This window comes from Labilibaculum sp. DW002 (assembly GCF_029029525.1).
GTDB classification, from domain to species: domain Bacteria; phylum Bacteroidota; class Bacteroidia; order Bacteroidales; family Marinifilaceae; genus Paralabilibaculum; species Paralabilibaculum antarcticum.
In genome coordinates, this window is record NZ_JAKJSC010000002.1 from 393,347 (window position 1) to 414,369 (window position 21,023).

25 protein-coding genes are annotated in these 21,023 nt (G+C 33.3%); 7 read left to right on the plus strand and 18 right to left on the minus strand.

Annotated elements, in window-relative coordinates:
* Positions 1-365: 365 nt before the first annotated feature.
* A complete protein-coding gene (locus L3049_RS13270; RefSeq protein WP_275110297.1) occupies positions 366-818 on the plus strand; it encodes a cold-shock protein in 453 nt (150 codons plus the stop codon).
* Between the two features lie 89 nt (positions 819-907).
* Here L3049_RS13270 and L3049_RS13275 read toward each other — a convergent pair whose 3' ends face one another.
* The 6 genes from L3049_RS13275 to L3049_RS13300 all read right to left on the minus strand — a co-directional run bounded on the left by L3049_RS13275 (position 908) and on the right by L3049_RS13300 (position 5,004).
* Positions 908-1,099, minus strand: a complete 192-nt coding sequence (locus tag L3049_RS13275; RefSeq protein ID WP_129253834.1) for a cold-shock protein — start codon at positions 1,097-1,099, stop codon at positions 908-910.
* Positions 1,100-1,501: 402 nt separating this feature from the next.
* Positions 1,502-1,693, minus strand: coding sequence for a cold-shock protein (locus L3049_RS13280; RefSeq protein ID WP_275110298.1), 192 nt, complete (start codon positions 1,691-1,693; stop codon positions 1,502-1,504).
* A gap of 429 nt (positions 1,694-2,122) precedes the next feature.
* On the minus strand, positions 2,123-2,314 hold the full coding sequence (locus tag L3049_RS13285; protein WP_275110299.1) for a cold-shock protein: 192 nt from the start codon (positions 2,312-2,314) through the stop codon (positions 2,123-2,125).
* Between the two features lie 404 nt (positions 2,315-2,718).
* A complete protein-coding gene (locus tag L3049_RS13290; protein ID WP_275110300.1) occupies positions 2,719-2,910 on the minus strand; it encodes a cold-shock protein in 192 nt (63 codons plus the stop codon).
* 330 nt (positions 2,911-3,240) lie between these two features.
* Positions 3,241-3,996, minus strand: coding sequence for a DUF4197 domain-containing protein (locus tag L3049_RS13295; RefSeq protein ID WP_275110301.1), 756 nt, complete (start codon positions 3,994-3,996; stop codon positions 3,241-3,243).
* Between the two features lie 120 nt (positions 3,997-4,116).
* Positions 4,117-5,004: a hypothetical protein gene (locus L3049_RS13300; RefSeq protein WP_275110302.1), complete on the minus strand. Its 888-nt coding sequence runs from the start codon at positions 5,002-5,004 to the stop codon at positions 4,117-4,119.
* Between the two features lie 179 nt (positions 5,005-5,183).
* Between L3049_RS13300 and trhA the strand changes: the two genes are divergently transcribed.
* Entirely contained in the window at positions 5,184-5,954 is a 771-nt protein-coding gene (gene trhA, locus L3049_RS13305) for a PAQR family membrane homeostasis protein TrhA (protein ID WP_275110303.1), read from the plus strand.
* 100 nt (positions 5,955-6,054) lie between these two features.
* Here trhA and L3049_RS13310 read toward each other — a convergent pair whose 3' ends face one another.
* On the minus strand, positions 6,055-6,381 hold the full coding sequence (locus L3049_RS13310; RefSeq protein ID WP_275110304.1) for a hypothetical protein: 327 nt from the start codon (positions 6,379-6,381) through the stop codon (positions 6,055-6,057).
* Positions 6,382-6,611: 230 nt separating this feature from the next.
* The gene (gene tnaA, locus L3049_RS13315; protein ID WP_275110305.1) at positions 6,612-7,988 is read right to left on the minus strand and encodes a tryptophanase TnaA; all 1,377 of its coding nucleotides are present in this window, start codon (positions 7,986-7,988) and stop codon (positions 6,612-6,614) included.
* 584 nt (positions 7,989-8,572) lie between these two features.
* On the opposite strand from tnaA, the gene L3049_RS13320 reads away from it, so the two are divergent.
* The 3 genes from L3049_RS13320 (at position 8,573) to L3049_RS13330 (ending at position 11,304) form a co-directional block, all read left to right on the plus strand.
* Positions 8,573-10,204 carry a DUF3078 domain-containing protein gene (locus L3049_RS13320; RefSeq protein ID WP_275110306.1) on the plus strand — a complete coding sequence of 544 codons (1,632 nt, stop codon included), beginning with the start codon at positions 8,573-8,575 and terminating at the stop codon, positions 10,202-10,204.
* 99 nt (positions 10,205-10,303) lie between these two features.
* Positions 10,304-10,771 (plus strand): HAD family hydrolase, encoded by a 468-nt coding sequence (locus tag L3049_RS13325; protein WP_275110307.1) that lies wholly within the window; start codon positions 10,304-10,306, stop codon positions 10,769-10,771.
* Between the two features lie 98 nt (positions 10,772-10,869).
* Positions 10,870-11,304: a rhodanese-like domain-containing protein gene (locus L3049_RS13330; protein WP_275110308.1), complete on the plus strand. Its 435-nt coding sequence runs from the start codon at positions 10,870-10,872 to the stop codon at positions 11,302-11,304.
* Here L3049_RS13330 and L3049_RS13335 read toward each other — a convergent pair.
* On the minus strand, positions 11,297-11,791 hold the full coding sequence (locus L3049_RS13335) for an O-acetyl-ADP-ribose deacetylase (RefSeq protein WP_275110309.1): 495 nt from the start codon (positions 11,789-11,791) through the stop codon (positions 11,297-11,299). The two genes, L3049_RS13330 and L3049_RS13335, sit on opposite strands and share 8 nt — an antisense overlap.
* A gap of 245 nt (positions 11,792-12,036) precedes the next feature.
* On the opposite strand from L3049_RS13335, the gene L3049_RS13340 reads away from it, so the two are divergent.
* Complete coding sequence (locus L3049_RS13340) at positions 12,037-13,131, plus strand: 6-phosphofructokinase (protein WP_275110310.1); 1,095 nt, start codon at positions 12,037-12,039, stop codon at positions 13,129-13,131.
* A gap of 56 nt (positions 13,132-13,187) precedes the next feature.
* Here L3049_RS13340 and L3049_RS13345 read toward each other — a convergent pair whose 3' ends face one another.
* The 7 genes from L3049_RS13345 to L3049_RS13375 all read right to left on the minus strand — a co-directional run bounded on the left by L3049_RS13345 (position 13,188) and on the right by L3049_RS13375 (position 17,256).
* Positions 13,188-13,613, minus strand: a complete 426-nt coding sequence (locus tag L3049_RS13345; RefSeq protein ID WP_275110311.1) for a thiol-disulfide oxidoreductase DCC family protein — start codon at positions 13,611-13,613, stop codon at positions 13,188-13,190.
* A 26-nt stretch (positions 13,614-13,639) separates the two neighbouring features.
* Positions 13,640-14,674 carry a permease gene (locus L3049_RS13350; protein WP_275110312.1) on the minus strand — a complete coding sequence of 345 codons (1,035 nt, stop codon included), beginning with the start codon at positions 14,672-14,674 and terminating at the stop codon, positions 13,640-13,642.
* An 11-nt stretch (positions 14,675-14,685) separates the two neighbouring features.
* Positions 14,686-15,390 carry an aromatic aminobenezylarsenical efflux permease ArsG family transporter gene (locus L3049_RS13355; RefSeq protein ID WP_275110313.1) on the minus strand — a complete coding sequence of 235 codons (705 nt, stop codon included), beginning with the start codon at positions 15,388-15,390 and terminating at the stop codon, positions 14,686-14,688.
* Between the two features lie 7 nt (positions 15,391-15,397).
* Complete coding sequence (locus tag L3049_RS13360; RefSeq protein ID WP_275110314.1) at positions 15,398-15,865, minus strand: nitrophenyl compound nitroreductase subunit ArsF family protein; 468 nt, start codon at positions 15,863-15,865, stop codon at positions 15,398-15,400.
* A 3-nt stretch (positions 15,866-15,868) separates the two neighbouring features.
* The gene (locus tag L3049_RS13365; RefSeq protein ID WP_275110315.1) at positions 15,869-16,105 is read right to left on the minus strand and encodes a thioredoxin family protein; all 237 of its coding nucleotides are present in this window, start codon (positions 16,103-16,105) and stop codon (positions 15,869-15,871) included.
* Positions 16,106-16,116: 11 nt separating this feature from the next.
* A complete protein-coding gene (locus L3049_RS13370) occupies positions 16,117-16,416 on the minus strand; it encodes an ArsR/SmtB family transcription factor (RefSeq protein ID WP_275110316.1) in 300 nt (99 codons plus the stop codon).
* A 120-nt stretch (positions 16,417-16,536) separates the two neighbouring features.
* Complete coding sequence (locus L3049_RS13375; RefSeq protein ID WP_275110317.1) at positions 16,537-17,256, minus strand: hypothetical protein; 720 nt, start codon at positions 17,254-17,256, stop codon at positions 16,537-16,539.
* A 291-nt stretch (positions 17,257-17,547) separates the two neighbouring features.
* Here L3049_RS13375 and L3049_RS21660 point away from each other — a divergent pair, with 291 nt between their 5' ends.
* On the plus strand, positions 17,548-17,808 hold the full coding sequence (locus tag L3049_RS21660; RefSeq protein ID WP_425440818.1) for a cysteine-rich small domain-containing protein: 261 nt from the start codon (positions 17,548-17,550) through the stop codon (positions 17,806-17,808).
* On the opposite strand, the gene L3049_RS13380 is transcribed toward L3049_RS21660, so the two are convergent.
* Positions 17,805-19,610 carry a PAS domain-containing sensor histidine kinase gene (locus tag L3049_RS13380; RefSeq protein ID WP_275110318.1) on the minus strand — a complete coding sequence of 602 codons (1,806 nt, stop codon included), beginning with the start codon at positions 19,608-19,610 and terminating at the stop codon, positions 17,805-17,807. The two genes, L3049_RS21660 and L3049_RS13380, sit on opposite strands and share 4 nt — an antisense overlap.
* A gap of 155 nt (positions 19,611-19,765) precedes the next feature.
* Entirely contained in the window at positions 19,766-20,974 is a 1,209-nt protein-coding gene (locus L3049_RS13385; RefSeq protein WP_275110319.1) for a winged helix-turn-helix domain-containing protein, read from the minus strand.
* Between the last annotated feature and the right edge of the window lie 49 nt (positions 20,975-21,023).

Here is a 21,023-nt window from a genome sequence, read left to right on the forward strand (position 1 = left end):
TTGAAAGGGATTTTTATTAAAATCGATCAATTTTTTTACGAAACAGTCTTGTTGTTATGCCATTATTGGGGCTGTGGTAAAAGTATTTTATATTGTATTTATGTTTTGATATTGATCTTTATAGAGGATATTAGAATAATCGTGTGGAAATCAAGTGGTTTTTGTATCGAAATACTGGATATATTTTAATTATTGTTTAAATTTGTATCGTGAAGGTGAGGATAATATGGCTGCAATAAATAATATAGCGGTTTATTAGAATAATTCCGTACCTTGCACAACCTTTCTGATTTGATATGAGATAGCATTTTATCTAAAGATTGAATTGAAAGGAAATATAATGAAATTCGAATCTTAAAAAAGCTATGGCAAGATCAAAAGAAACATTCGGTAAAAAAGAGTTAGAAAAAAAGAAACTCAAGAAAAGAAAAGAGAAAGAAGCACGCAAAGAAGAAAGAAAAGCCAACGGTGGTGGAAAATCTTTTGAAGATATGTTGGTTTACGTTGACGAGAATGGTCAATTAACATCCACTCCTCCAGATCCAACAAAGAAAACAGAAGTTGATGCAGATAGTATCGTACTTGGTGCTAGAAATAGTAATGCTGGTTACGTGGAAGATCCTCTTCGTAAAGGAACAGTTACTTTCTTTAATACAAGTAAAGGATATGGTTTCATTAAGGATTCCGAAACTGGTGAGAGTATTTTCGTTCACATCAATGGTTTAGTTGATCAAGTGAATGAAAATGACAAAGTAAACTTCGAAACTGAACGTGGTCCTAAAGGCATGAATGCCGTTAATGTGACTTTGAAAAAGTAATTTTCTGTTTTAGAAAGTAAATACAAAATATTATATATTAAAAAAACCACCTCGAAAGGTGGTTTCTTTTATGTGTCGTAGTAACTGAATTAGTCAATTACTCTTACGTTTACGGCGTTCATACCTTTACGGCCTTTTTCCATATCGTACTCAACTTTGTCGTCTTCACGAATTTCGTCAATAAGACCTGTAGAGTGTACAAAAATGTCTTCACTTGAATCTGCTGGCTTAATGAAACCAAAACCTTTGGTTTCGTTAAAGAATTTTACTGTTCCTTGCATTGTAATTTTTTTAAAATAATAAAATGTTTGTTTAAAGTCTTAACTTTTTTAGTAATTACAAGCAACAATTCTATTGTTTTATTCCAACAAAATGGAGTAAATAGGATCTAATGATATTGTAATTAGTATTTCTTAAGACTCTTGAACAAAACAAATATATATAAAACAAATATTCAATCCTAAAAAAAGTATATTGTTTTGTATCTTTCTATTGGTATTATAATGAGATTATTAGCCTTATCTTATTGCTTGTATATACCATTTTTGGGGTTGTTACGTTTATACGAATAATGCGATGCTAATTCTGTAAAAATTATTGTGTTATAATAAAATAGCTTTTGTAGAATACAAAAAAAACCACCCTGTTGGGTGGTTTTTAAATTTGTATAAGTGTAATATGAACTAGTCAATTACTCTTACATTTACTGCGTTCATACCTTTTTTTCCTCTTTCTGAATCGTACTCAACTTTATCGTTTTCACGAATTTCGTCAATAAGACCTGTTGAATGTACAAAGATGTCTTCGCTTGAATCTGCTGGCTTAATGAATCCAAAACCTTTAGATTCGTTAAAGAATTTTACTGTTCCTTCCATTGTAATGTTTTTTATAAATAATAAAATGTTTGCTTAAAGTCTTTAATTATTAAGTAATTACCAGTAACAATTCTATTATTTTATTCCAATAAAATGGAATGAATAGTAACGAATGATATTGAAATTAAAATCTCTTAAGACTCTAGTTAAAACAAATATATATAAAACAATTTTTCAATCCTAAAAATAAGTATATTGTTTTGTGTTTATCTATTGGATTTAAAATGAGAGTTTTAGGCTTCTACGAATCTCTATGTGTTGTATGTTCTAGGAGTTGTTAAGTTTACAAGAAGAATATTAATTGTACTAGACCAATTAGATTTCAATATTATTAAAAAAAGATATTGTGTTTTTAGTCAATAGATTTTATAGGATACAAAAAAACCACCCTGGTGGGTGGTTTTTAAAATTGTATGAGTGTAATATGAATTAGTCAATAATTCTTACATTAACTGCATTCATACCTTTTTTTCCTCTTTCTGAATCGTACTCAACTTTGTCGTTTTCACGAATTTCGTCTACTAGACCTGTTGAATGTACAAAGATGTCTTCACTTGAATCATTTGGCTTGATGAATCCAAAACCTTTAGATTCGTTAAAGAATTTTACTGTTCCTTCCATGGTAATATTTTTTTAAAATAAATGTTTGTTTAAAGTCTTCAATATTTATAATTACAGTAACAATCTATTAATTTTTATTCCAGAAAAGGAATGAATAAAAAAGGCTGAAGCTGAAATCGGTTAAGACTTTACAACGAGACAAATGTATGCAAAACAATCATCCCCACCTAAGAAAAGTAACATTGTTTTGAAATTAGTTATTAGGCTGTTGGTGAGTGTGTTGAATAGCACTTTGGAGCAGTTGCTAGGAATATTGCCAGCAAGTTCGAATTTATAACACCTTATAAGTGTCGAAAATCCGATAAAAATCTTGATTGATAGATTTTTATAAAAAGAGTAATTGTATAAATACAAAAAAACCACCCGGTTGGGTGGTTTTTAAAATTGTATGAGCGTAATATGAATTAGTCAATAATTCTTACATTAACTGCATTCATACCTTTTTTTCCTCTTTCTGAATCGTACTCAACTCTATCGTTTTCACGAATTTCGTCTACTAGACCTGTTGAATGTACAAAGATGTCTTCGCTTGAATCGTCTGGCTTGATGAATCCAAAACCTTTAGATTCGTTAAAGAATTTTACTGTTCCTTCCATGGTAATTTTTTTTGAAAAATAATTATTTAATTGTTTAAAGGCTTTAATATTAAATAATTTTCAGTAACAATCTATTAATTTTTATTTCAAAAATGAAATGAATAGTAATGAATGATATTGATATTAATTGCGGAGAATGAATCTCCATTAAAACTTTAAAACGTGACAAAGATAAATAAAAGTTTTTTTCTTTCCTAACTTCGTGTAAAATGTTTTGAATTGTTGTATCGTAATTTATATATGATTGAGCTTTCTATTTAGTATTCGTTTGGTTTTGTATGATGCCGCAATTGTTTCGAGTGAAGGTAGTTGGATTGAGGTGTGTAAGTTTTATTTGTCCAATTCACCAAATACTCTTTTTAAAATGCTGCTAACTCTTTTTAATGGATCTTTTCTAATTAGCTTCTCTTCATCAGCAACTTTAAGGAAAAGTGCATCAAGAGCTTTATCAGTAACATATTCATCTAGCTTGGTATTCACTGGTTGTAAATTGGCTATTTTTCCAGCAAAACTATCTGCTACTTTATTATAGTTACCTGTGAGCATACTCCAAGATTCATTAGTCGATATGTTTGCTATCAATTTTTTATCAAGCGATGAGCTTACTTTAGGTAAAAATAAATCTTTTAGCTTTGTTGAGGTTTTACTTTTAAGGTAATTGGTTGCTGCATTGTCTCCACCTTTTAGGATCCCAAAAGCATCAGCGATTGTCATTTCACTAATCGCAGAAACAAAAATTGGGTTTGCCTCTTTTACCGCATCTTCTGCAGCACGATTTAAACGAATCTCTACTTTGTCAACAAGATCTTTACCCCCAGGAATTAAGCTTATGTTTTTGGTGATGGCTTGTGCTTCGGGGGGTAGAAGTATTTTAACCAACTCATCTTTATAGAATCCATCTTTAATCGATAGAATATTCGATGCGTTGAGACTTCCGACCTTTAAGGCTTCTTTCAATCCATACGATACTTCTGAACTGCTTAGAGGTTTTTCTTGGGTAATAGCATATTGGTCTATAAAAGGCTGCAATTCTGCGCAAGAGACAAAAATGAAACCTATTAGTAAGAGGTATATTTTCTTTTTCATACAGTTGTTATTTTATCATGTGATTAACAAAAGTAAAAAGATAAGGAAAATAACGGTCTTTAAATATGAAAAATCCTGCAAGAAGACTTGCAGGATTTTTTGTGATCGAAATTGAATGTTTTATTTTGTTACTGATTCCATAAACTCTTCTACATTGCCAGGAGTACTCATTATTTTCATAAAGGTTCCCATCGTTAGCTCTGGCCAATATAAAGCAAAACGATATTTTCCATGTAACATAGTCGCTTCTTTTCCTTGTAAAATTATTTCGTAAGGCATAGCTGCAATGTGATCTTCACCAATAATAGGAAGAAATTCTTTTTCTCCATCTTCGGGGTCTAATAAACCAATTCCAAAAACAGCTATTTTTTGATCTTCAAATAATTGCTCGTAGATTAATTTGGTTTTGCCTTTTTCATCTTTTAAATTTTTTCGAATTGTTGCTAATCCTTCCTCAAATGTGTTAAACTGGTTTAGTTCTACAGGATCCTTAAAATAAGGCATCATCATTTTGTAATGATATTTTTTGATGGCATTCGCACTTAATTCTCCACCGAAAGGAGTGAAGTCATTACCAATTTTTAGTAATGATTTTTTTAGGTCATCCGTAATTTTAGTATAAGCTTCTTTTTGAGAATCATAGTTCGATAAGTAAGCGCAGAACATATAATCTGGATTAATCATGCTAATGGTTACTTCATTGGCTTTTTTTACCATTCCAATTTTAAGAACGCTTGCAAGAGCTCCTCTATCTTCTGATTCTAAACACAATTTCCTTAAATCAGGTCGAGTGAGGCAAACAACGTAAAGATCCTTATTTTTTTCAGGATGATATTCGCCTATGATATTAAAATCTTGACCGACTAAACCTTCTTTAACTGTATTAATAAGATCGGTGATTTCAGAATTTGATGTTCCAACCGTAAAGAATGGTGAGAGATTTTTATTCTGAGCGTTGCTATTCTGAAGCCAAGCAAAACAAATTATTAATAGAATTAATTTTTTCATAGTAATATAAGTTAGTAGTTATTAAGATGTATACAACCTACAATATATAAATATGAAAACATGTAGAATATGTTATGCGATATGATTTTTTTGTACGTGATTTATTTTGTTTACTATAGGTGCTTCTAGCACTAGGAGAGTCTTGGTTTTGCAAGTTATTTTAAATGAATGTAAATTGATTGAGCATTAATTTTGCTGCTTGCAAACTTTTAATGAATTTAGCTGTTTATAATAAAAACACTTCGCTTAATTCAGATAAGAAATATATGAAATGGTTAATGTTGTTAATTAGTTGGGCTGGGGAGGAGAAGAAGCGAGCTTCTAAGGATAGAGAATCTGCTCATGAATTGGGAAATTGGATTTCACATCTTTTAGGTCTTGTTTTTGGTATTCCTGCAGGTGTATGGTTGTTGAGTATTGCATGGGAAACACAAAGTATGAGTGGTATAATTGCATGTCTCTTATTTGTGTTGGCTTTTAATTTGCTCTACTTCTCATCCAGTTTGTATCATTATATGTATGGGAAACCAAATCGCTTGTTGTATCGAAAGCTAGATCATATTAGTATTTTCTTTATGATTGCAGGTACTTACACACCTTTTTTGGTGATTTATCTTACCAATTCAGTTGGTGAATTATATTTGATTATTCTTTGGGCTTTGGTTGTCGTTGGTATTGTTTATAAAATATTTTTAATGGGAAAATTCCGTTGGATCTCCTTGATGCTATACTTGTCAATGGCATGGGTCTTAATATTTAATTTTCCTGCTTTTAGTTCTGCTTTACCTGCCTTGTGCTTAAAATGGATAATAATAGGAGGCGTCTTTTATATGCTTGGTGTGATTTTTTACGTTTGGAAAAAGATTCCATTCAATCATTTGATATGGCATTTGTTTGTTTGCGGAGGAAGTCTATCGCATTTTATTGCAGTTTATTACTGTATTTTATAAAGAGGCCGCCTCAACTATGGGCTTTAGATTCTTTGTCTCTTATTTCTATTATTCATTTGTGGAAACTAGGAGACAGCCTCTTGATATAATTTTGTTAAAATTAGCAGATTCTACAATTTTCAACGTACCAAGAAACAGAATGTTCTTGCTTTTCAACGAGTTCTTGTATGATTTTCTTGTTGTCCCAAACAGCACAGCAAGAAGTGGTTTGATTCAAAGCTTTAATAAGTTTTGACCACTTTTCCATAATCTCCATGCTTAGTAAGCTTTCGTATTCTTTAAATATTTCAATAGCATTAGAGCCACAAAAATGTAATTTACCTTCTAGGTGTTCAAGGTTTTCATTTTTTGTGAAGATGTGATCGCCTACCTTAAAATATTCGTTTTCTTTTAGTTGCAGGGTTAATTTCAAGTCAATTGTAGTCATAGTTTCACAGATTAGATAAGGGTTAGTTTATGCTTCTTTTTTTCTTTATTGTAATTGTGCTATTCTTGATCTACTTTGCTTTTAATCTGGTGTTTCTGTTGTTGAAGTTAATTTACGTCTTTTTGAATTATTGAAAAAATAAAATTTCAATATCGATTAAATTCTTTATTGAAACAAAAAAAGCTTCCCGAGGGAAGCTTTTTAAATTTATTATAAGTTGGTGGGATTGCTTATATTTTATCCAATTGAACAGTGAAATGACGCATGATTGGAGCTTCATCAACAATTCTTAAACCGTGCTTAATACTTTTTCTTCTGTCGAAAACATTTTTGAAGGCAGCTGCAATTACATCCATATGATTGTTCGTATAAGTTCTTCTTGGAATAGCTAAACGCAACAACTCCAGATCCGGGTAACGGTTTTCTCTTGTTTCAGGATCTCTATCCGCAAGGATAGCTCCAATCTCAACTCCACGGATACCTGCTTCTAAATACAACTCACAACCTAATGTTTGAGCTTGAAACTCTTCTTTAGGGATATGACTTAAAATTTTCTTAGCATCAACAAAGATAGCGTGCCCTCCAATTGGCTTCTGGAACGGAATGCCGTACTCTTCAAGTTTAGAACCTAAGTACTCAACTTGTTTGATACGAGTCTCCAGATAATCAAATTCAGTCCCCTCATCAAGACCTTGTGCCAAAGCATTCATATCACGACCAGACATACCACCGTAAGTCACATATCCTTCGAACATGATATTGTAAGTAGATGCTTGTTTCCAAAGATCTTTGCTCTTCATTCCAATGAAACCTCCCATGTTTACAATAGCATCTTTCTTAGAACTCATTGTAGCCATATCAGCATACGAGTACATCTCTTTTACAATCTCTTTGATTGTTTTATCCTGATACCCTTCTTCACGAAGTTTAATGAAATATGCATTCTCAGCAAAACGAGCCGAATCGTAACATACAGGAACACCATACTTATCGGCCAGAGCTCTAACACCTTTCATATTTTTCATTGAAACAGGCTGACCTCCTGAAGTATTACAAGTAACAGTAACAATAATCATAGGAATCTGCTCCTTTGGATAAGAAGAAAGAACTGATTCTAATTTTACAAGGTCTAAGTTACCTTTAAATGGGTGATCGATTTGAGTATCGAAAGCCTCATCAATTGTTACATCAACAGCCTTAGCTTTTCTGAACTCGATATGACCTTTAGTTGTATCGAAGTGAGAATTACCTGGAACAACATCACCATCTTTTACCAATACAGAGAATAATACGTTCTCAGCTGCACGCCCCTGATGAGTTGGTAAAAAATGATCGAACCCTAAGATATTCTTAAGCGCATCTTTCATTTTGTAGTACGAACGAGCACCTGCATAAGACTCATCACCTAACATCATCTCAGACCACTGCTTATCACTCATAGCACCAGTTCCTGAGTCTGTTAGTAAATCAATAAAAACCTGATCACTCTTAAGATTAAAAAGGTTGTAATTAGCAGTCTTAAGCCACTCTTCTCTTTCTTCACGAGTACTTCTTTTGATGGTTTCTACCATCTTAATTTTAAACGATTCTGCGAATGGAATTTCCATGATTATATTCTTATGTGTTGTTTATAGTTTGATACTAAAATATAGTGTAGCTTTTTGTGATCCTTAAATTAATAGGGTTCAATAATATCTCCAGTCTGTAATACTAGAATCTAAATTTGTGTGTTTTAGGTATACATGTATACGAATAATTTAACCAGATGGATTCCTCCCAGTTAATTATTTATTCAATAAGCATACGATAGGAAATAATAAGGTGTACAATACCTAAACGAGTCTAGAAGTGATACTCGTCTCTATTCTTAATGTTGAGGTAAACTTTATGTGTCAGTTTTGGAAGTTGATATTTTATTTCCATAGTTTCTGATTTTCAACATTGTAAAAATAGAATAAATATTTTTGATTCAAAAGCAGAATAAAGAATTTGTGCAAACGTTTGATATTTAAATTGGTAAATTTTTGTATTGTATTCTGTTGGAATTTATCGATTTGAAGGTGAATATACTTTTTATAAAGAAATAATTTCAACAAATTTGCATAAGCCATATTTGAGTGGTGAATTTTTAGATAATTAAGATACCCATTAGCCCATTTAACTTATTAAAAGACGTTAAGATCATTGCCCTATGATTCGATTTTTGTGCGTGTTATTGCTACTTACTCAGTCCATTTTATCATTTTCTCAGGAAAAGATAAAAAAGGATTCTTTAATTCTTGGTTCTGTTCGACTAAAGGATTCAAATTATCGTATAAAACAGAATAAAGCAGATTCAGTAAAATATTTTACAACCGATACGGTTTTGAATAATGTTCCTGATCCATTACAGCATTTAGATAATGTTGGTTTTCGTTTTATTGTTAGGGAATTAGGAATGAATTATTCGCAAAAGAAACACCAAACTGATTCTGTTCAGGATGCTGTGAACTCACTCTTACATTACGTCAAGAATGATAGTATTCGGAATATGGTATATTATCTTAAAGAGTATATCGAAACCAGAAAAACAGAAGAAGCATTACGAAAGCTTAAGAAGCAGATTGAGTTAGAGAAAATTTTAAGTTATCAACCTGACTTGCCTAAAATTGAAGAGTTGGAGAATGATAATGCTTGGAAATATCACGCATTAGAAGAATTGTACACCTATGTAGAGAAAGATCCTGTTCATCAGTGGATAAGAGAGATTAGTAGAGATTCAGTTTTATTAGGAGTAAAGAATTACTTAAATGATTCTATGCAATTCTGGATAAATAATGGCAAACAGGATTTTAAACGCTTTTGGCTGAAGAAGAATAGGAGAGACTCAATTGGTATATGGGTTCAAAATACAAAAGATAGGTCCGTTCGAATTTTAGTAGATGATGATGTGTATCAGGAATCTGTTCAGAAATCAAAAGTGCGAGGATCAAGTGGGAAGATTAAAAGAGAACTACCTTCCGATCAATATAAGCTAGCGACCTTAGGAAAGTATAAAAGATATTCACAGAAATGGAAATTAGGAGCAACGATTGGCATTTCTTTTAATCAGGGGCATGTGAGTGATAGTTGGTCTGGAGGTGGAGAGAGTTCGATTGCGGCAATATCGACTATTAATGCCTTTGCAAATTACAAGAAAGGAAATCATACTTGGGATAATAGCTTAAAAATTAAGTATGGTCTTTTGAAATCAGGAGATAATGGGTTTCGGAAAAATGATGACCGTGTAGAGTTAAATACGAAGTATGGGCAAAAAGCGGTCAAGAAATGGTATTATTCGGCACAATTTAATTTGAAAACTCAAATGTTGCAAGGATATACCTACCCTAAAACTGGTTCTCGAATATTGAAGTCAAACTTTTTTGCTCCAGCCTATATTATTGCTTCGATTGGTATGGATTACAAACCAAATAAAAATTTCTCCTTATTGTTATCTCCTCTATCCGCGAAGTACACGATTGTGCGTGATACTGCAAAAATTGATCAAACAGCTTTTGGTGTTGATAAGGATAAGAAAGTGAAGAAAGAGGTTGGTTCTTATGTCAATTTATCTCACAAAATGAAGTTTTGGGATGGCATGGAATTGCTAAATAAGGTAACCCTGTATTCCAATTATACCGAAGAACCTAAAAATGTAGATATCGATTGGGAACTTATACTCACAATGCCCATAAATCAATATTTATCTACAAAGTTTTCAACTCACTTAATATCAGATGATGATACTGGGTCGAAGCTTCAGTTTAAGGAGAATTTATCGGTAGGGGTTAGCTATCGTTTTTAGAACAAGCAAGATTAAAGATATTGCCGAAAAGATGTTTTTAAACCTTTTGGCTTTGTCTAAAAAATGCTATTTTGTTAGACTAAATTTAAAGCATAATCTATGAGTCTAATTTACAAAGTATCGGGTGTGGGAACCATTGAAATTGACACCTTAGTTGTTGATTCTAACGGAACATTAACTGTAAAAGGGGAGATTGTTCCAGGTGTAATGGAAAGAATTCATCAATTGCAATCATTGGGAGTGAATGTGGTCATGATTTCTTCAGATCAGAGAGGGAATGCTCGTGAATTAGCAGATTCAACAGGTATTACCTATTATGAAGCTCGTAATTCGAGAGAAAAAGAAGATATCTTACTTTCCTTAGGAAGCAGAAATGTTGCTGCCATTGGAAATGCACGTATTGATATAGGCTTGTTTGTACAAGCGGTTGTTTCTGTTGCTACCTTGCAAGCAGAAGGTATTCATAAAGATATTGTTGATCACGTAGATGTGATTGTTCCTTCAATTAATAATGCATTGGACTTCTTCCTTGATGAAGACACTTTCATTGCAACCATGAAACGTTAATTGATTCAAATATGATATTTAAAATCTCCTTTATTGGAGATTTTTTTTTGTATTCTTGTGAAGTGAAAAATCTTTATTAGCTTCATTAAAAATATTCCATGAATATATTATTGATTATATTTTCCGCGCTTTCACTGATCTTTGGTGTGTATTGGTATTTTATACATGTCCCAAATTATCATGGATATATATCTAGTGAGGGAGAGAAATTAAAAATATACTTAGATGCGGAAAAACTTTTAACCTTAGCTCGCAAGAATTCGGAAGAAATTTGGATCTTAGATGTAAGAGAAGAAGAATATTATTTAATGGGACATATTCCTGGAGCAAGGAATTTTCCTCATGATAAAGTAGATCAATGGTATTCTAAAATCCCCAAGGATAAAGCTCTTATTTTATATTGTGATTTAAGCTTAAAGACTCAGAATGTGATTGTTTTCCTTGAAGAAAAAGGCTATAATTGCATGCTTAACTGGGGTAAATACAAGCGTTGGAATTTAGATGAGGTTGTTGAAGAGACAATTTCTATTTAGCTAATTCATGATAAATGTTTAAGTTCTCATCATCGAAAATGCAAAAGGTAATTTCCTTTAGGTGCTGATACTTTTCTTTTTGTACAACTTTAATTGCTATTTGAGCAGCTTGCCTTTTGGGGTAGCCATAAACGCCTGTGCTGATATTAGGAAAAGCTATACTTTCCAATTTTAATGACTCGGCTATTCGAATACTGTTTTTATAACAGTTTTCTAATAAGATTGCTTCATTTTGATTGCCCCCATTCCAAATTGGCCCAACGGTATGAATTATATATTTAGCCGATAGTTGATATGCCTTGGTGTATTTTGCTTCACCTGTAGAGCAGCCATTTAATTTTTCGCACTCCCTTAAAAGTTCGGGGCCCGCAGCTCTGTGAATAGCACCATCGACTCCGCCACCACCTAGTAAGCTTGAATTGGCAGCATTTACAATGGCATCAACTTTTAATTGTGTGATATCAGATTGTAAAATAATTATTTTCATAGCTTTAATTTTTATAAATTGGGTGAATGTGCTGTATTTTAAAAGGATAAGCATGATAATTCAGCTTAATCATGTTCGAGTTTATTGCTGTTATAAAATTAACAATTCAAATTCATTATAAAAAAAGACACCGAAATCGATTGCAATTCATTGATTGTGAAATTGTTTGTTCGACTTTGGAAAAATATTTTTACTTTAGCCGAGCTAGCCAAGCAAATTGATTGAAATATATTAAATTGACGATTATGAAAAGAGTATTAGTTGCAACAGGGGGTGGCGATTGCCCGGGATTAAATGCGGTAATTCGTGCAGTAGTAAAACGTGCAGCACAAGAAAAAGATTGGGAAGTAATAGGTAGTATTCAGTCTTTCGATGGAATATTAAAAGAGCCTACTGAAATAAAAATATTAGATGATGCTGCCGTAAAAGGCATCCATTATCAGGGAGGAACTATAATTGGAACAACAACTAAAGGTGGTCCTTTTGCTTGGCCAGTTAAAAATTCTGATGGAACATGGGGATCAGCTGATCGTTCCGATGAGATGATTCGCAAACTGCAATATTTAGGCGTTGATGCTGTAATTAGTATTGGTGGTGACGGTTCACAGAAAATTTCACAAGCTTTATATGAGAAAGGTTTAAATATTATTGGTGTTCCTAAGACTATTGATAACGACTTGATGGCGACTGATTTTACTTTCGGTTACCAGACTGCAGTTCAGGTTTGTACAGAAGCTGTTGATAAGCTGAAAACAACGGCTGCATCTCACAACCGTATTTTCATTCTGGAAGCAATGGGACGTGATGCAGGATGGATTGCTTTATCGGCAGCTATTGCTGGTGGTGCAGAAGCATGTTTGATACCTGAAATTCCTTACGATATCACGAAAGTGAAAGAGAAGTTAGATACGCGTTTTCTCAAAGGCAAAGGTTTTGGAATTATTGTAATTGCTGAAGGTGCAATGCCGGAAGGAGGAGAGGCCCTTGCTGAAGAGAGTATTGAAGTTGGTAATCCAAACTTGAAATTAAGTGGTGCTGCAGATCGTTTGGCATACGAGCTAAAGGAAGCTGGTATTGAAGCTGATATTAGAACAACAGTGCTAGGTCACTTACAACGTGGCGGTATTCCTATGGCCTATGACCGGGTGCTGGCAACTCAGTTTGGAGTGAAAGCTTTCGAAATGGTTTTGGAAAAGAAATTTGGACATATGGTAGCTTACCATCACCCGGAAGTTGTAGCTGTACCACTTCCTGAAGCAATTGGAAAACAAAACCTTGTTGATCCGGATTCAAACTTGGTTAAAACAGCTAAAGGTGTTGGAATCTGCTTCGGAGACTAATTTACACTTCAAGATATACAGAACCGGAATCCGAAAGGCTTCCGGTTTTTTTATGCTTATCCGTGAAAACGATGTTTCCATTCGGCTTTTGGAATCATGCATTCTTTTTTATGACCAAACCAGCTATAACGATACTTTGCAACTAATTTATAAAACCAGTCGGTAATCGATTTTGGGAGGTATTTAAAATTTTCGATTGCTCGCCAAGGGTAAATCAAATGTTTGGATATTTCGAAAATAGCTGTGCTTTGCGTACTGATTTTTTCATTTTCAATAAACACCACAGTAGCGAGGTCTGTTTGGGATAAATTATATTTTGCCAGTAGATTTTTAGCATACTTCGATTGTAGAGAAGCGAAATGCAGGTTTTCTTTTCGATTGTAGGCCATAAGAAATCGAACAGAAGTATTGCACAAATTACAAACCCCATCGAAAAGTACGATAGGGTTTGAAGTATCTTGATATGATTTGTTTTCTGTCATCAATCGAAAGATTAATTTTTCATCCCTTAATAGATAAAATTAAAAATAAAGCCTACAGCTAGAATTCCAGCAGCAACAACTCCAATAAAGATAAGAATCAAAGGCATTTTTAATACCTTTTTCAGGATAATAATCTCAGGCAGAGATAAGCCAATTACCGACATCATAAAGGCTAAGGCTGTTCCAAGTGATGCCCCTTTTTCAATAAGTACACTTACAATCGGAATGATACCAGCCGCATTCGAATACATTGGAATACCAATTAAAATTGAAAGAGGTACCGAATACCAAACTGATTTACCCATCAAGTTAGCCATGAAATCTTCGGGAACATAGCCATGAGCAGCGGCACCAATGGCAACACCAATCACAATATAAAGCCAGATTTTACCAACAATTTCCTTAACCGTTTCAAAACCAAGTTTAATCCTTTCTGAGAAAGTGATTTTTGTTTCATCAACACCAGTTTGTCCTGTTTTAACTTCGAATACCCATTCCTGAATATATTTTTCAAGCTTAAGAACACCAATAAGCCAACCTGCAACAATTGCAATTAATAAGCCTGTAAGGGTGTAGATTATTGCTGTTTTCCATCCGAAAAGGCCCACTAACATGATAAGGGCAATTTCGTTGACCATAGGCGCAGCAATAAGAAAGCTGAAAGTAACTCCTAGTGGCACACCAGCCTCAACAAACCCTAAAAACAATGGAATGGCTGAGCAAGAACAAAAAGGCGTTAAAACACCTAAAAGAGCAGCCATAATATTCCCCATGAAGGTGGATTTACCCGCTAAAGCTTTTTTCGTTTTTTCAGGAGAAAAATAACTTCGAATAATACCAACGCCGAAAATAACCAGAACCAGAAGTAAAAGAACTTTAGGTACTTCAAAAATGAAGAAACGTAGCGTTTCACTCAAATGACTTTCGGGCATTCCCAATAAGCCATCGATAATAAAATCAGAGATATTCTGAAGATTAACGTATAAAAGATACCAAACTGGTAAAAGAAGTAAAACTGAGAGCAGTTGCTTTCTATTGGTGATTTGAATTGATTTAATCATGACTTAATAACTTAAGCAATAAAGAATATATATGTGAAATAAAGTCCGGCAATAATGAAAATGACTGCTGCCACTTTTCTAAACCAGAACTCGAAGCTTTTTACCTTATTGTAGAAATTTCCAACGCCTGAAAGTGTGAAGGCAAGTAGATAGGCAATAATAATTACAGGAAGGCCAGTAGCAATTGCAAACACTACAGGAAGAATTAATCCGTCGGCCTGTGAAATGGTTAAAGGAATTAACATTCCAAAATAGAGCACACCGCTATATGGGCAGAAAGCCAATGCGAATATCATTCCCATTAAAAAGGCGCCCCAATATTTGCCGCGTATTTTTTCACTGTTTAATTTATCGGTTAGAAAGCTAACTCCAGGGAAATTGAAGGAAATTAGATCTAACATGAAGATTCCAATAATCAGTAACAATGGTCCAAGTAACCTTTCGCCATAGGTGTTGAAGAAACTTGAAACATCAAACTTACTTGCTCCAAAATAGAGAATAACACCAAGAACTGTATAGCTAATTGCACGTCCTAAGGTATAAACCAAACCACTTATAAATATCTTCTTTTTATCGCCTAAACTTTTACTAATATAAGCTGTAGCTGTAATATTTGTTGCCAGTGGACATGGGCTAATAGCCGTCATAATTCCAAGCAGAAAAGCTGAAAATATGGGTAGATTACTTTGTGCTAACAGTTGATCCAGATATTCCATTGTTCGTTTATTGTAGCTCTGCTTTAATTACTGTTTGTAGCTTTTCAATGTAAGCAGGAGTGTCGTTAATAGCGTTGCGAAATGCAAAAGTTGTTAAGTCTTCAATTTTTCCTGACTTAGCACTTTTGATATACAAACTTGAACTACTAGCTTGAAATTGCTTGGCTAACTCTTTGTTTTTGTCTTCATCAAAATTGATATCGAAGAATTTTACATTTAGTGTTTCCGCTACTTCTTTAGCTTGTGCACCAACAGCTTTGCAAGTTTTACATTTTCTATCTCCGTGAAAATAGTATACGCCGGCATCTTCGGTAGTTGCTACAGTTTTAGCTTCTGCAGATTTCTCACATTTTGTACAATCTCCAGTACATGCAGTTTCTTCTTTCGCTGTTGCAGTTTCTTTTTTTGTATTTGATTGACAAGCTCCAAAGCTTAACCCCATTGCGATAAGGCAAAATGTTATAAGTTGTTTCATGTTTTAAGCGTTTTGAATTAGTTCTTTGATTTCAGATACAGATGGCACTTTACCACTAAATAACACTTTCTCATTTACAACCAAAGCTGGAGTAGACATAACGCCATAAGAAAGAATTTTAAGCATATCATCAACCTTTGTTACAGAAGCTTCAATATTCAATTCTTCAAGTGCTTTTTGTGTTGCATCGTGTAGGGTGTTGCACTTTTTGCAACCAGGACCTAATACTTTAATATCCATGTTTATTTTGTTTAGTTATTGAATAAATTGGTAAACATTTCTCGAGCAAGTGCCCAATTCTCTTTATTCAAACAATATTTAATTTTTGGAGGAACAATCTCTCCTTGTATTAAACCCGATGCTTTCAACTCTTTCAAGTGTTGTGAAAGGGTAGAACGGGCAATGGGCACTTCTTCAGCCAAATCGCCACTGTAGCAGCAGGATTGGCTTGATAAGAGTTTGCAAATGTAGACTCTCACCGGATGTGATAGTGCTTTAGCAAAACGAGCTAATTGTTTTTCATCATTCGAATAAAATTCTTTGTCTGTCATGTATTCGTTTTATTTGTTTTGTATTTCGTAGAAATACGAAACGAAGATAGAGGGAATTTTTATAAGACAAAAATTTAGAGGAGGAAATCTACATTATAGAAAATACTTCTTGCCTGTAAATTAATGATTGTGAATGTTGCAATAAGGAATTAACTTACTTTTTCCATGTTCATATCTATCATCACAATCATTGATATTTCCCTCGAAGCGTAATTTTTTTCGAACCCCAAAGCGGAATATGCCTTTGCCTTTTGCCATTCTTTCCAGTTTTTTGATTGCCTTGTCAGACAGTTGATCATACAAGGGTTGCAAAATTTCACATTGTTCAATTGTTCCATATTTTTTGTCCCAAATCAAAGCATCGTCTCCTGTAATAATTTGTTCTGAGGTATAAATCTGTTGCAATTGAGGAAAGGAAAAGGCAAATACTTTTGTTGATCCTTGATGTGCAAAATCAACTAATTCTTTGTTTCGAACTACAAATAGACGCAAAAAACAATTTTCCATTTTTGCTAACTGATTGGCAGCAACAGATGCTATTCCCATCCACTTTATGTCATGACCTTGTTGCATTCTGAACTCATTATAGAAAATGTAAAAATCTCTTATCTGCCGAATATTTTTGTATTTTTCATTTCCTTTATCAACACTCAAATTGTAATAATTTGCTTGTTTCCAAGTTTCAGTATTTCTTTTTCGGTCTTTTTTCAACCAGCATCCATTCTGTAAGTTAGCTTTGCTTGTTTCCTTTTTATAGGTGTGCATGTTTTTCCATTCTTGCGAATAAGTATGCTGTAGTGTAAGTAAGAGAAGGAGTGAAGTAAGAAGTACTGTTTTCAATTGTATGCGTGTTGTTTGTTATAGATAAGAATAAATGTATTGCAATTTTTGAAGTTAAGTTCAACATAAAAGTACAATTACATTTTGATTAATTGGATTGTGTAAATACTGTTTTATTAATTAAAACTTTATGAAATAGCAATTACTCTTTTAATTAGGTAGTTAGCTGTTTTAATAAGGTAAGGAAATCGGAAAGGAAAATAATTGATTGGAATAGTGACTGCCAGTTGCTAATTTTACAGGCAATTAATTTATTGGTTTTAGTAAGAATACGACTGAGGAGTTTGAGTTATGTCAGAAAATTATAAGTTTTTCCAAAATAAAAAGTGTGAATATTTTCCTTGTCACAAAGTTGAAAATGAAGAAGAATTTAACTGTCTGTTTTGTTACTGTCCTTTGTATATGTTGAAAGGGAATTGTGGTGGAAATTTTAAATACACGAACAATTTTAAAAATTGTGCAGATTGCATCATTCCACACAAAATAGATTCACACGAATACATGATGAGTAAAATGGGAGAGGTGTGTAAAATTGGTAGCGAAAGAGATTAGTAAGGTAAGGTAAAAAAGAAGGTGCTTCCTTTGCCTTCTTGGCTTTTCAACCAAATTTTACCTTTTAATAATTTTACAAAGGCTGTAGAAATTGATAAGCCAAGACCAGCTCCTTCTTGTAAACGTTTATTGGTCATGTCACCTTGAATAAAGCGTTCAAAAATAGCATGTTGTCTGTCTTCGGGAATGCCAACACCTGTGTCTTTTATGAAAAATTCTAGATGTTTGCCATTTGCTTCAAAGCCAAATTCAATTGCTCCTTGATTGGTGTATTTAATGGCATTTTTCAAAAGGTTGGTTAGTATAGCGTAAAGCTTTTCCCGATCAGTTTTAATCACAAGTTCTTTCGATAAATCAGGAACCAGAATAGCTAATTGTAAGTTTTTACTATCTGCTTCTGGCTTAAAGAAAGAATGCATGTATTGTAAAAGTTGATTGACATTTGTATCTTGGATATTTACATCGACTAAGCCAGCCTCAATTTTCGAAACATCAATAATATCATTAATAATGTTGAGCATTCGATTTCCACTTTCTTCAATGATATCGATGTATTCTTTTTGAATGCCCTTCTCTAAATCAGAATCTTTTAGTAGCTCGGCAAAACCCAATATACCATTCATCGGAGTGCGAATTTCATGACTCATATTAGCCAGGAAAGCGGACTTAAGTCGATCGCTTTCTTCTGCTTTTTCTTTGGCTTTAATAATTTCTGTTTCAACTTTTTTTCTATACGTAATATCAGTTCCAAAACAAGAGCTACCTATTACTTTCCCTTTTTTAACAATAGGATTGAATGTAACTTGAATAAACAGAAGTCCATTCTTTGTATCAAGTTCATCTTCAATTGTAAATTGTTCATTTGCTAGCACTCTGTCGTATCTTAATTTCCATGTTTCTCGAAACGGTTCGGGAATTATATCAAGAATACTTGCTCCAGGTTGAAGAGTGACATCAAAAATACCATGGAATACATCTTTGAAGGCCTGATTTAGATATAGTATTTCATAATTTTGATTGAAAGCCCAAATGCTTTCATTTGTTCCTTCAATTATTGCTGTAATGTTAGCATTTATGGCTTCAGTTGTATTTTTAGCATTGACTAGTTCTATTGTGCGTTCATCAACGGTTTTTTCAAGGTTCTTATTCAATTGTTCAACAGATATTTTTTCTTCATCAAGTTTTTGATTCAAGAAAAAATTTCGTCGAGACTGGAGTTCCATGTAATATGCAGCAAACATTCCAATAAGGTTAGCACTTACAAAAAAGAAGAGATTTGAAATGATTATTGGGATAGGGGTTTCGATATAAACAATTGCAAGTAAATTAAAAATGAGCAAGTTTAACCAACCACCAATGGTAGCCAATATAAATCGCATTTTAAGAAACAGATAGCCCGAAAAAAAGATGAGGAGTAAACCTGCATAGTATGCATTGTTTTCTGGCTCGAAGGTGGTCATTACACTAATTCCTGTTCCCCCAATAATGTAGCAAGCCAGTATTAACCATTGCCATATCTTTTTGAAAAATTTGGTAAAGGATAAAAAGATGACAAGAGTAACGGATGGAATGACAATGAAAAATCGAATGTTATGGAATAAATGGGCATGTTGGGGGAATAATAGTAAGTCTAAATAAGCAAAAACAGCATAAAGTAGCATTGTTAGAACTAAAGCAACTCTAACTTGAATAATAGAATTTTGGAAATAAGTTTCTTGAAATATGGGTTCAATGTGTTCTGGAAAGGATAAACTTATGCTATTGTATTGCATTTTCTCATTTCTGATATTGTTGAGATTCATGTATCCTTTGTTTGTAATAGATGGAGCTAATTCGTTATCGGTATTATCTTCCCATACTACGGTTCTAAAATAAAAAAGTTTAGAAAATAGGATTGAAATTTGAATTGATAATAATGTGTTTTATCACTTAAATTATTTTGCTGGCAGTTCTTATTTTAAGTGGCCATATTATTGATTAGATCGTTTAAAATTGGTGTGAAATTCGAAGGAGTAGTCTTGTATAATTGTACTTTGTTGCAATTGTTGAACTTCATAAAAGATTGTAACTCTTTGACTAATGAATAAGCAAAATCTTCAGTTTTAGTCAGTTTGTCTTCTAGGGCAATATGATTTATATGTAAGATGTTATTTTTTCTTTCTGCTTTACAATCCATACGGGCAACAAATTTGCCATTCCACAATATAGGTAAAGAGAAATATCCGTATTGACGTTTCGCTTCAGGAACATAACACTCAATCTGATAATCAAAATTAAAAAGAGTTTTTAATCGCTTTCGTTGAATGACCAAATTATCGAATGGGGAAAGTATATTAAGTTTGTTGCGAGCCAGTGGTTTGTTTAGCAACTCTAAGGAATTGGCTAAGGTGTAATATTTATTTTCACCGACAATTATTTGCATTAATTCTCCAGATAAATGCATTTCTTGAAGCATGCCTTGAACCGGTATTTTCGTGTTTTTTAATAAATAGGCAATTTCGCTTGCTTGTCCTAGTCCGTTTGCTTCCAGATATCTGTTAATTAAAAAACGTAGGTGTTCTTCTTCATTTGGGATATTGGTATTAATATCATCAGGCAATACACGTTCTGTAAGTTCATAAACCTTGTGGAAATTTAATCGGGAACCAATCATTACATCGCCTTGCATAAATAAGTTTTCCAAGGCCTGCTTAGCTGGTTTTGTTGTCCATTCTCCTTTTTTCTTGCCGGTTTGGTCAAAGTCTTTGGCCATTAGCGGACCTTCGTCGGCAATTCGTTTCAAAACTGAATTCATTAGTTTTGCATCACGCTTAAACCAGTGTTTTGCGTCACCATTTGCAATGGCTCGTTTGCGTGGCAAGCTAAAACGATAATCGCGCATAGGTAAGTAAGCTGCAGCATGCGACCAATATTCAAATACCTTTTTATCGGCAACCAATTGATCCAGATGAGTGTTTTGATATAGAGGGTTACGATTCCAAAGGGTATGATGATGAGCTCGCTCAATAGCAGAAATGGTATCAATTTGTATGTAACCAAGATGCTCAATTGCCGATAGGCTTGCTGATAGAGCAGTACCTGATGCTTTTGCTGGAGGTATTTTTTGCGATAGCAGGACTAATTTGCGAGCTTGTTGAATGGAGAGTGATTCTGTTATTTTTGCCATGTTTCTACCTTATTATTTCTTTGTAGTGTAAGATATAAAATGAAACTTA

Excerpts from the sequence above, each read along its gene's own strand:
- L3049_RS13270 (WP_275110297.1), top strand. The coding sequence starts at position 366 with ATGGCAAGATCAAAAGAAACATTCGGTAAAAAAGAGTTAGAAAAAAAG.
- L3049_RS13275 (WP_129253834.1), bottom strand. The coding sequence starts at position 1,099 with ATGCAAGGAACAGTAAAATTCTTTAACGAAACCAAAGGTTTTGGTTTC.
- L3049_RS13280 (WP_275110298.1), bottom strand. The coding sequence starts at position 1,693 with ATGGAAGGAACAGTAAAATTCTTTAACGAATCTAAAGGTTTTGGATTC.
- L3049_RS13285 (WP_275110299.1), bottom strand. The coding sequence starts at position 2,314 with ATGGAAGGAACAGTAAAATTCTTTAACGAATCTAAAGGTTTTGGATTC.
- L3049_RS13290 (WP_275110300.1), bottom strand. The coding sequence starts at position 2,910 with ATGGAAGGAACAGTAAAATTCTTTAACGAATCTAAAGGTTTTGGATTC.
- L3049_RS13295 (WP_275110301.1), bottom strand. The coding sequence starts at position 3,996 with ATGAAAAAGAAAATATACCTCTTACTAATAGGTTTCATTTTTGTCTCT.
- L3049_RS13300 (WP_275110302.1), bottom strand. The coding sequence starts at position 5,004 with ATGAAAAAATTAATTCTATTAATAATTTGTTTTGCTTGGCTTCAGAAT.
- L3049_RS13310 (WP_275110304.1), bottom strand. The coding sequence starts at position 6,381 with ATGACTACAATTGACTTGAAATTAACCCTGCAACTAAAAGAAAACGAA.
- tnaA (WP_275110305.1), bottom strand. The coding sequence starts at position 7,988 with ATGGAAATTCCATTCGCAGAATCGTTTAAAATTAAGATGGTAGAAACC.
- L3049_RS13320 (WP_275110306.1), top strand. The coding sequence starts at position 8,573 with ATGATTCGATTTTTGTGCGTGTTATTGCTACTTACTCAGTCCATTTTA.
- L3049_RS13325 (WP_275110307.1), top strand. The coding sequence starts at position 10,304 with ATGAGTCTAATTTACAAAGTATCGGGTGTGGGAACCATTGAAATTGAC.
- L3049_RS13330 (WP_275110308.1), top strand. The coding sequence starts at position 10,870 with ATGAATATATTATTGATTATATTTTCCGCGCTTTCACTGATCTTTGGT.
- L3049_RS13335 (WP_275110309.1), bottom strand. The coding sequence starts at position 11,791 with ATGAAAATAATTATTTTACAATCTGATATCACACAATTAAAAGTTGAT.
- L3049_RS13340 (WP_275110310.1), top strand. The coding sequence starts at position 12,037 with ATGAAAAGAGTATTAGTTGCAACAGGGGGTGGCGATTGCCCGGGATTA.
- L3049_RS13345 (WP_275110311.1), bottom strand. The coding sequence starts at position 13,613 with ATGACAGAAAACAAATCATATCAAGATACTTCAAACCCTATCGTACTT.
- L3049_RS13350 (WP_275110312.1), bottom strand. The coding sequence starts at position 14,674 with ATGATTAAATCAATTCAAATCACCAATAGAAAGCAACTGCTCTCAGTT.
- L3049_RS13355 (WP_275110313.1), bottom strand. The coding sequence starts at position 15,390 with ATGGAATATCTGGATCAACTGTTAGCACAAAGTAATCTACCCATATTT.
- L3049_RS13360 (WP_275110314.1), bottom strand. The coding sequence starts at position 15,865 with ATGAAACAACTTATAACATTTTGCCTTATCGCAATGGGGTTAAGCTTT.
- L3049_RS13365 (WP_275110315.1), bottom strand. The coding sequence starts at position 16,105 with ATGGATATTAAAGTATTAGGTCCTGGTTGCAAAAAGTGCAACACCCTA.
- L3049_RS13370 (WP_275110316.1), bottom strand. The coding sequence starts at position 16,416 with ATGACAGACAAAGAATTTTATTCGAATGATGAAAAACAATTAGCTCGT.
- L3049_RS21660 (WP_425440818.1), top strand. The coding sequence starts at position 17,548 with ATGTCAGAAAATTATAAGTTTTTCCAAAATAAAAAGTGTGAATATTTT.
- L3049_RS13380 (WP_275110318.1), bottom strand. The coding sequence starts at position 19,610 with ATGAATCTCAACAATATCAGAAATGAGAAAATGCAATACAATAGCATA.
- L3049_RS13385 (WP_275110319.1), bottom strand. The coding sequence starts at position 20,974 with ATGGCAAAAATAACAGAATCACTCTCCATTCAACAAGCTCGCAAATTA.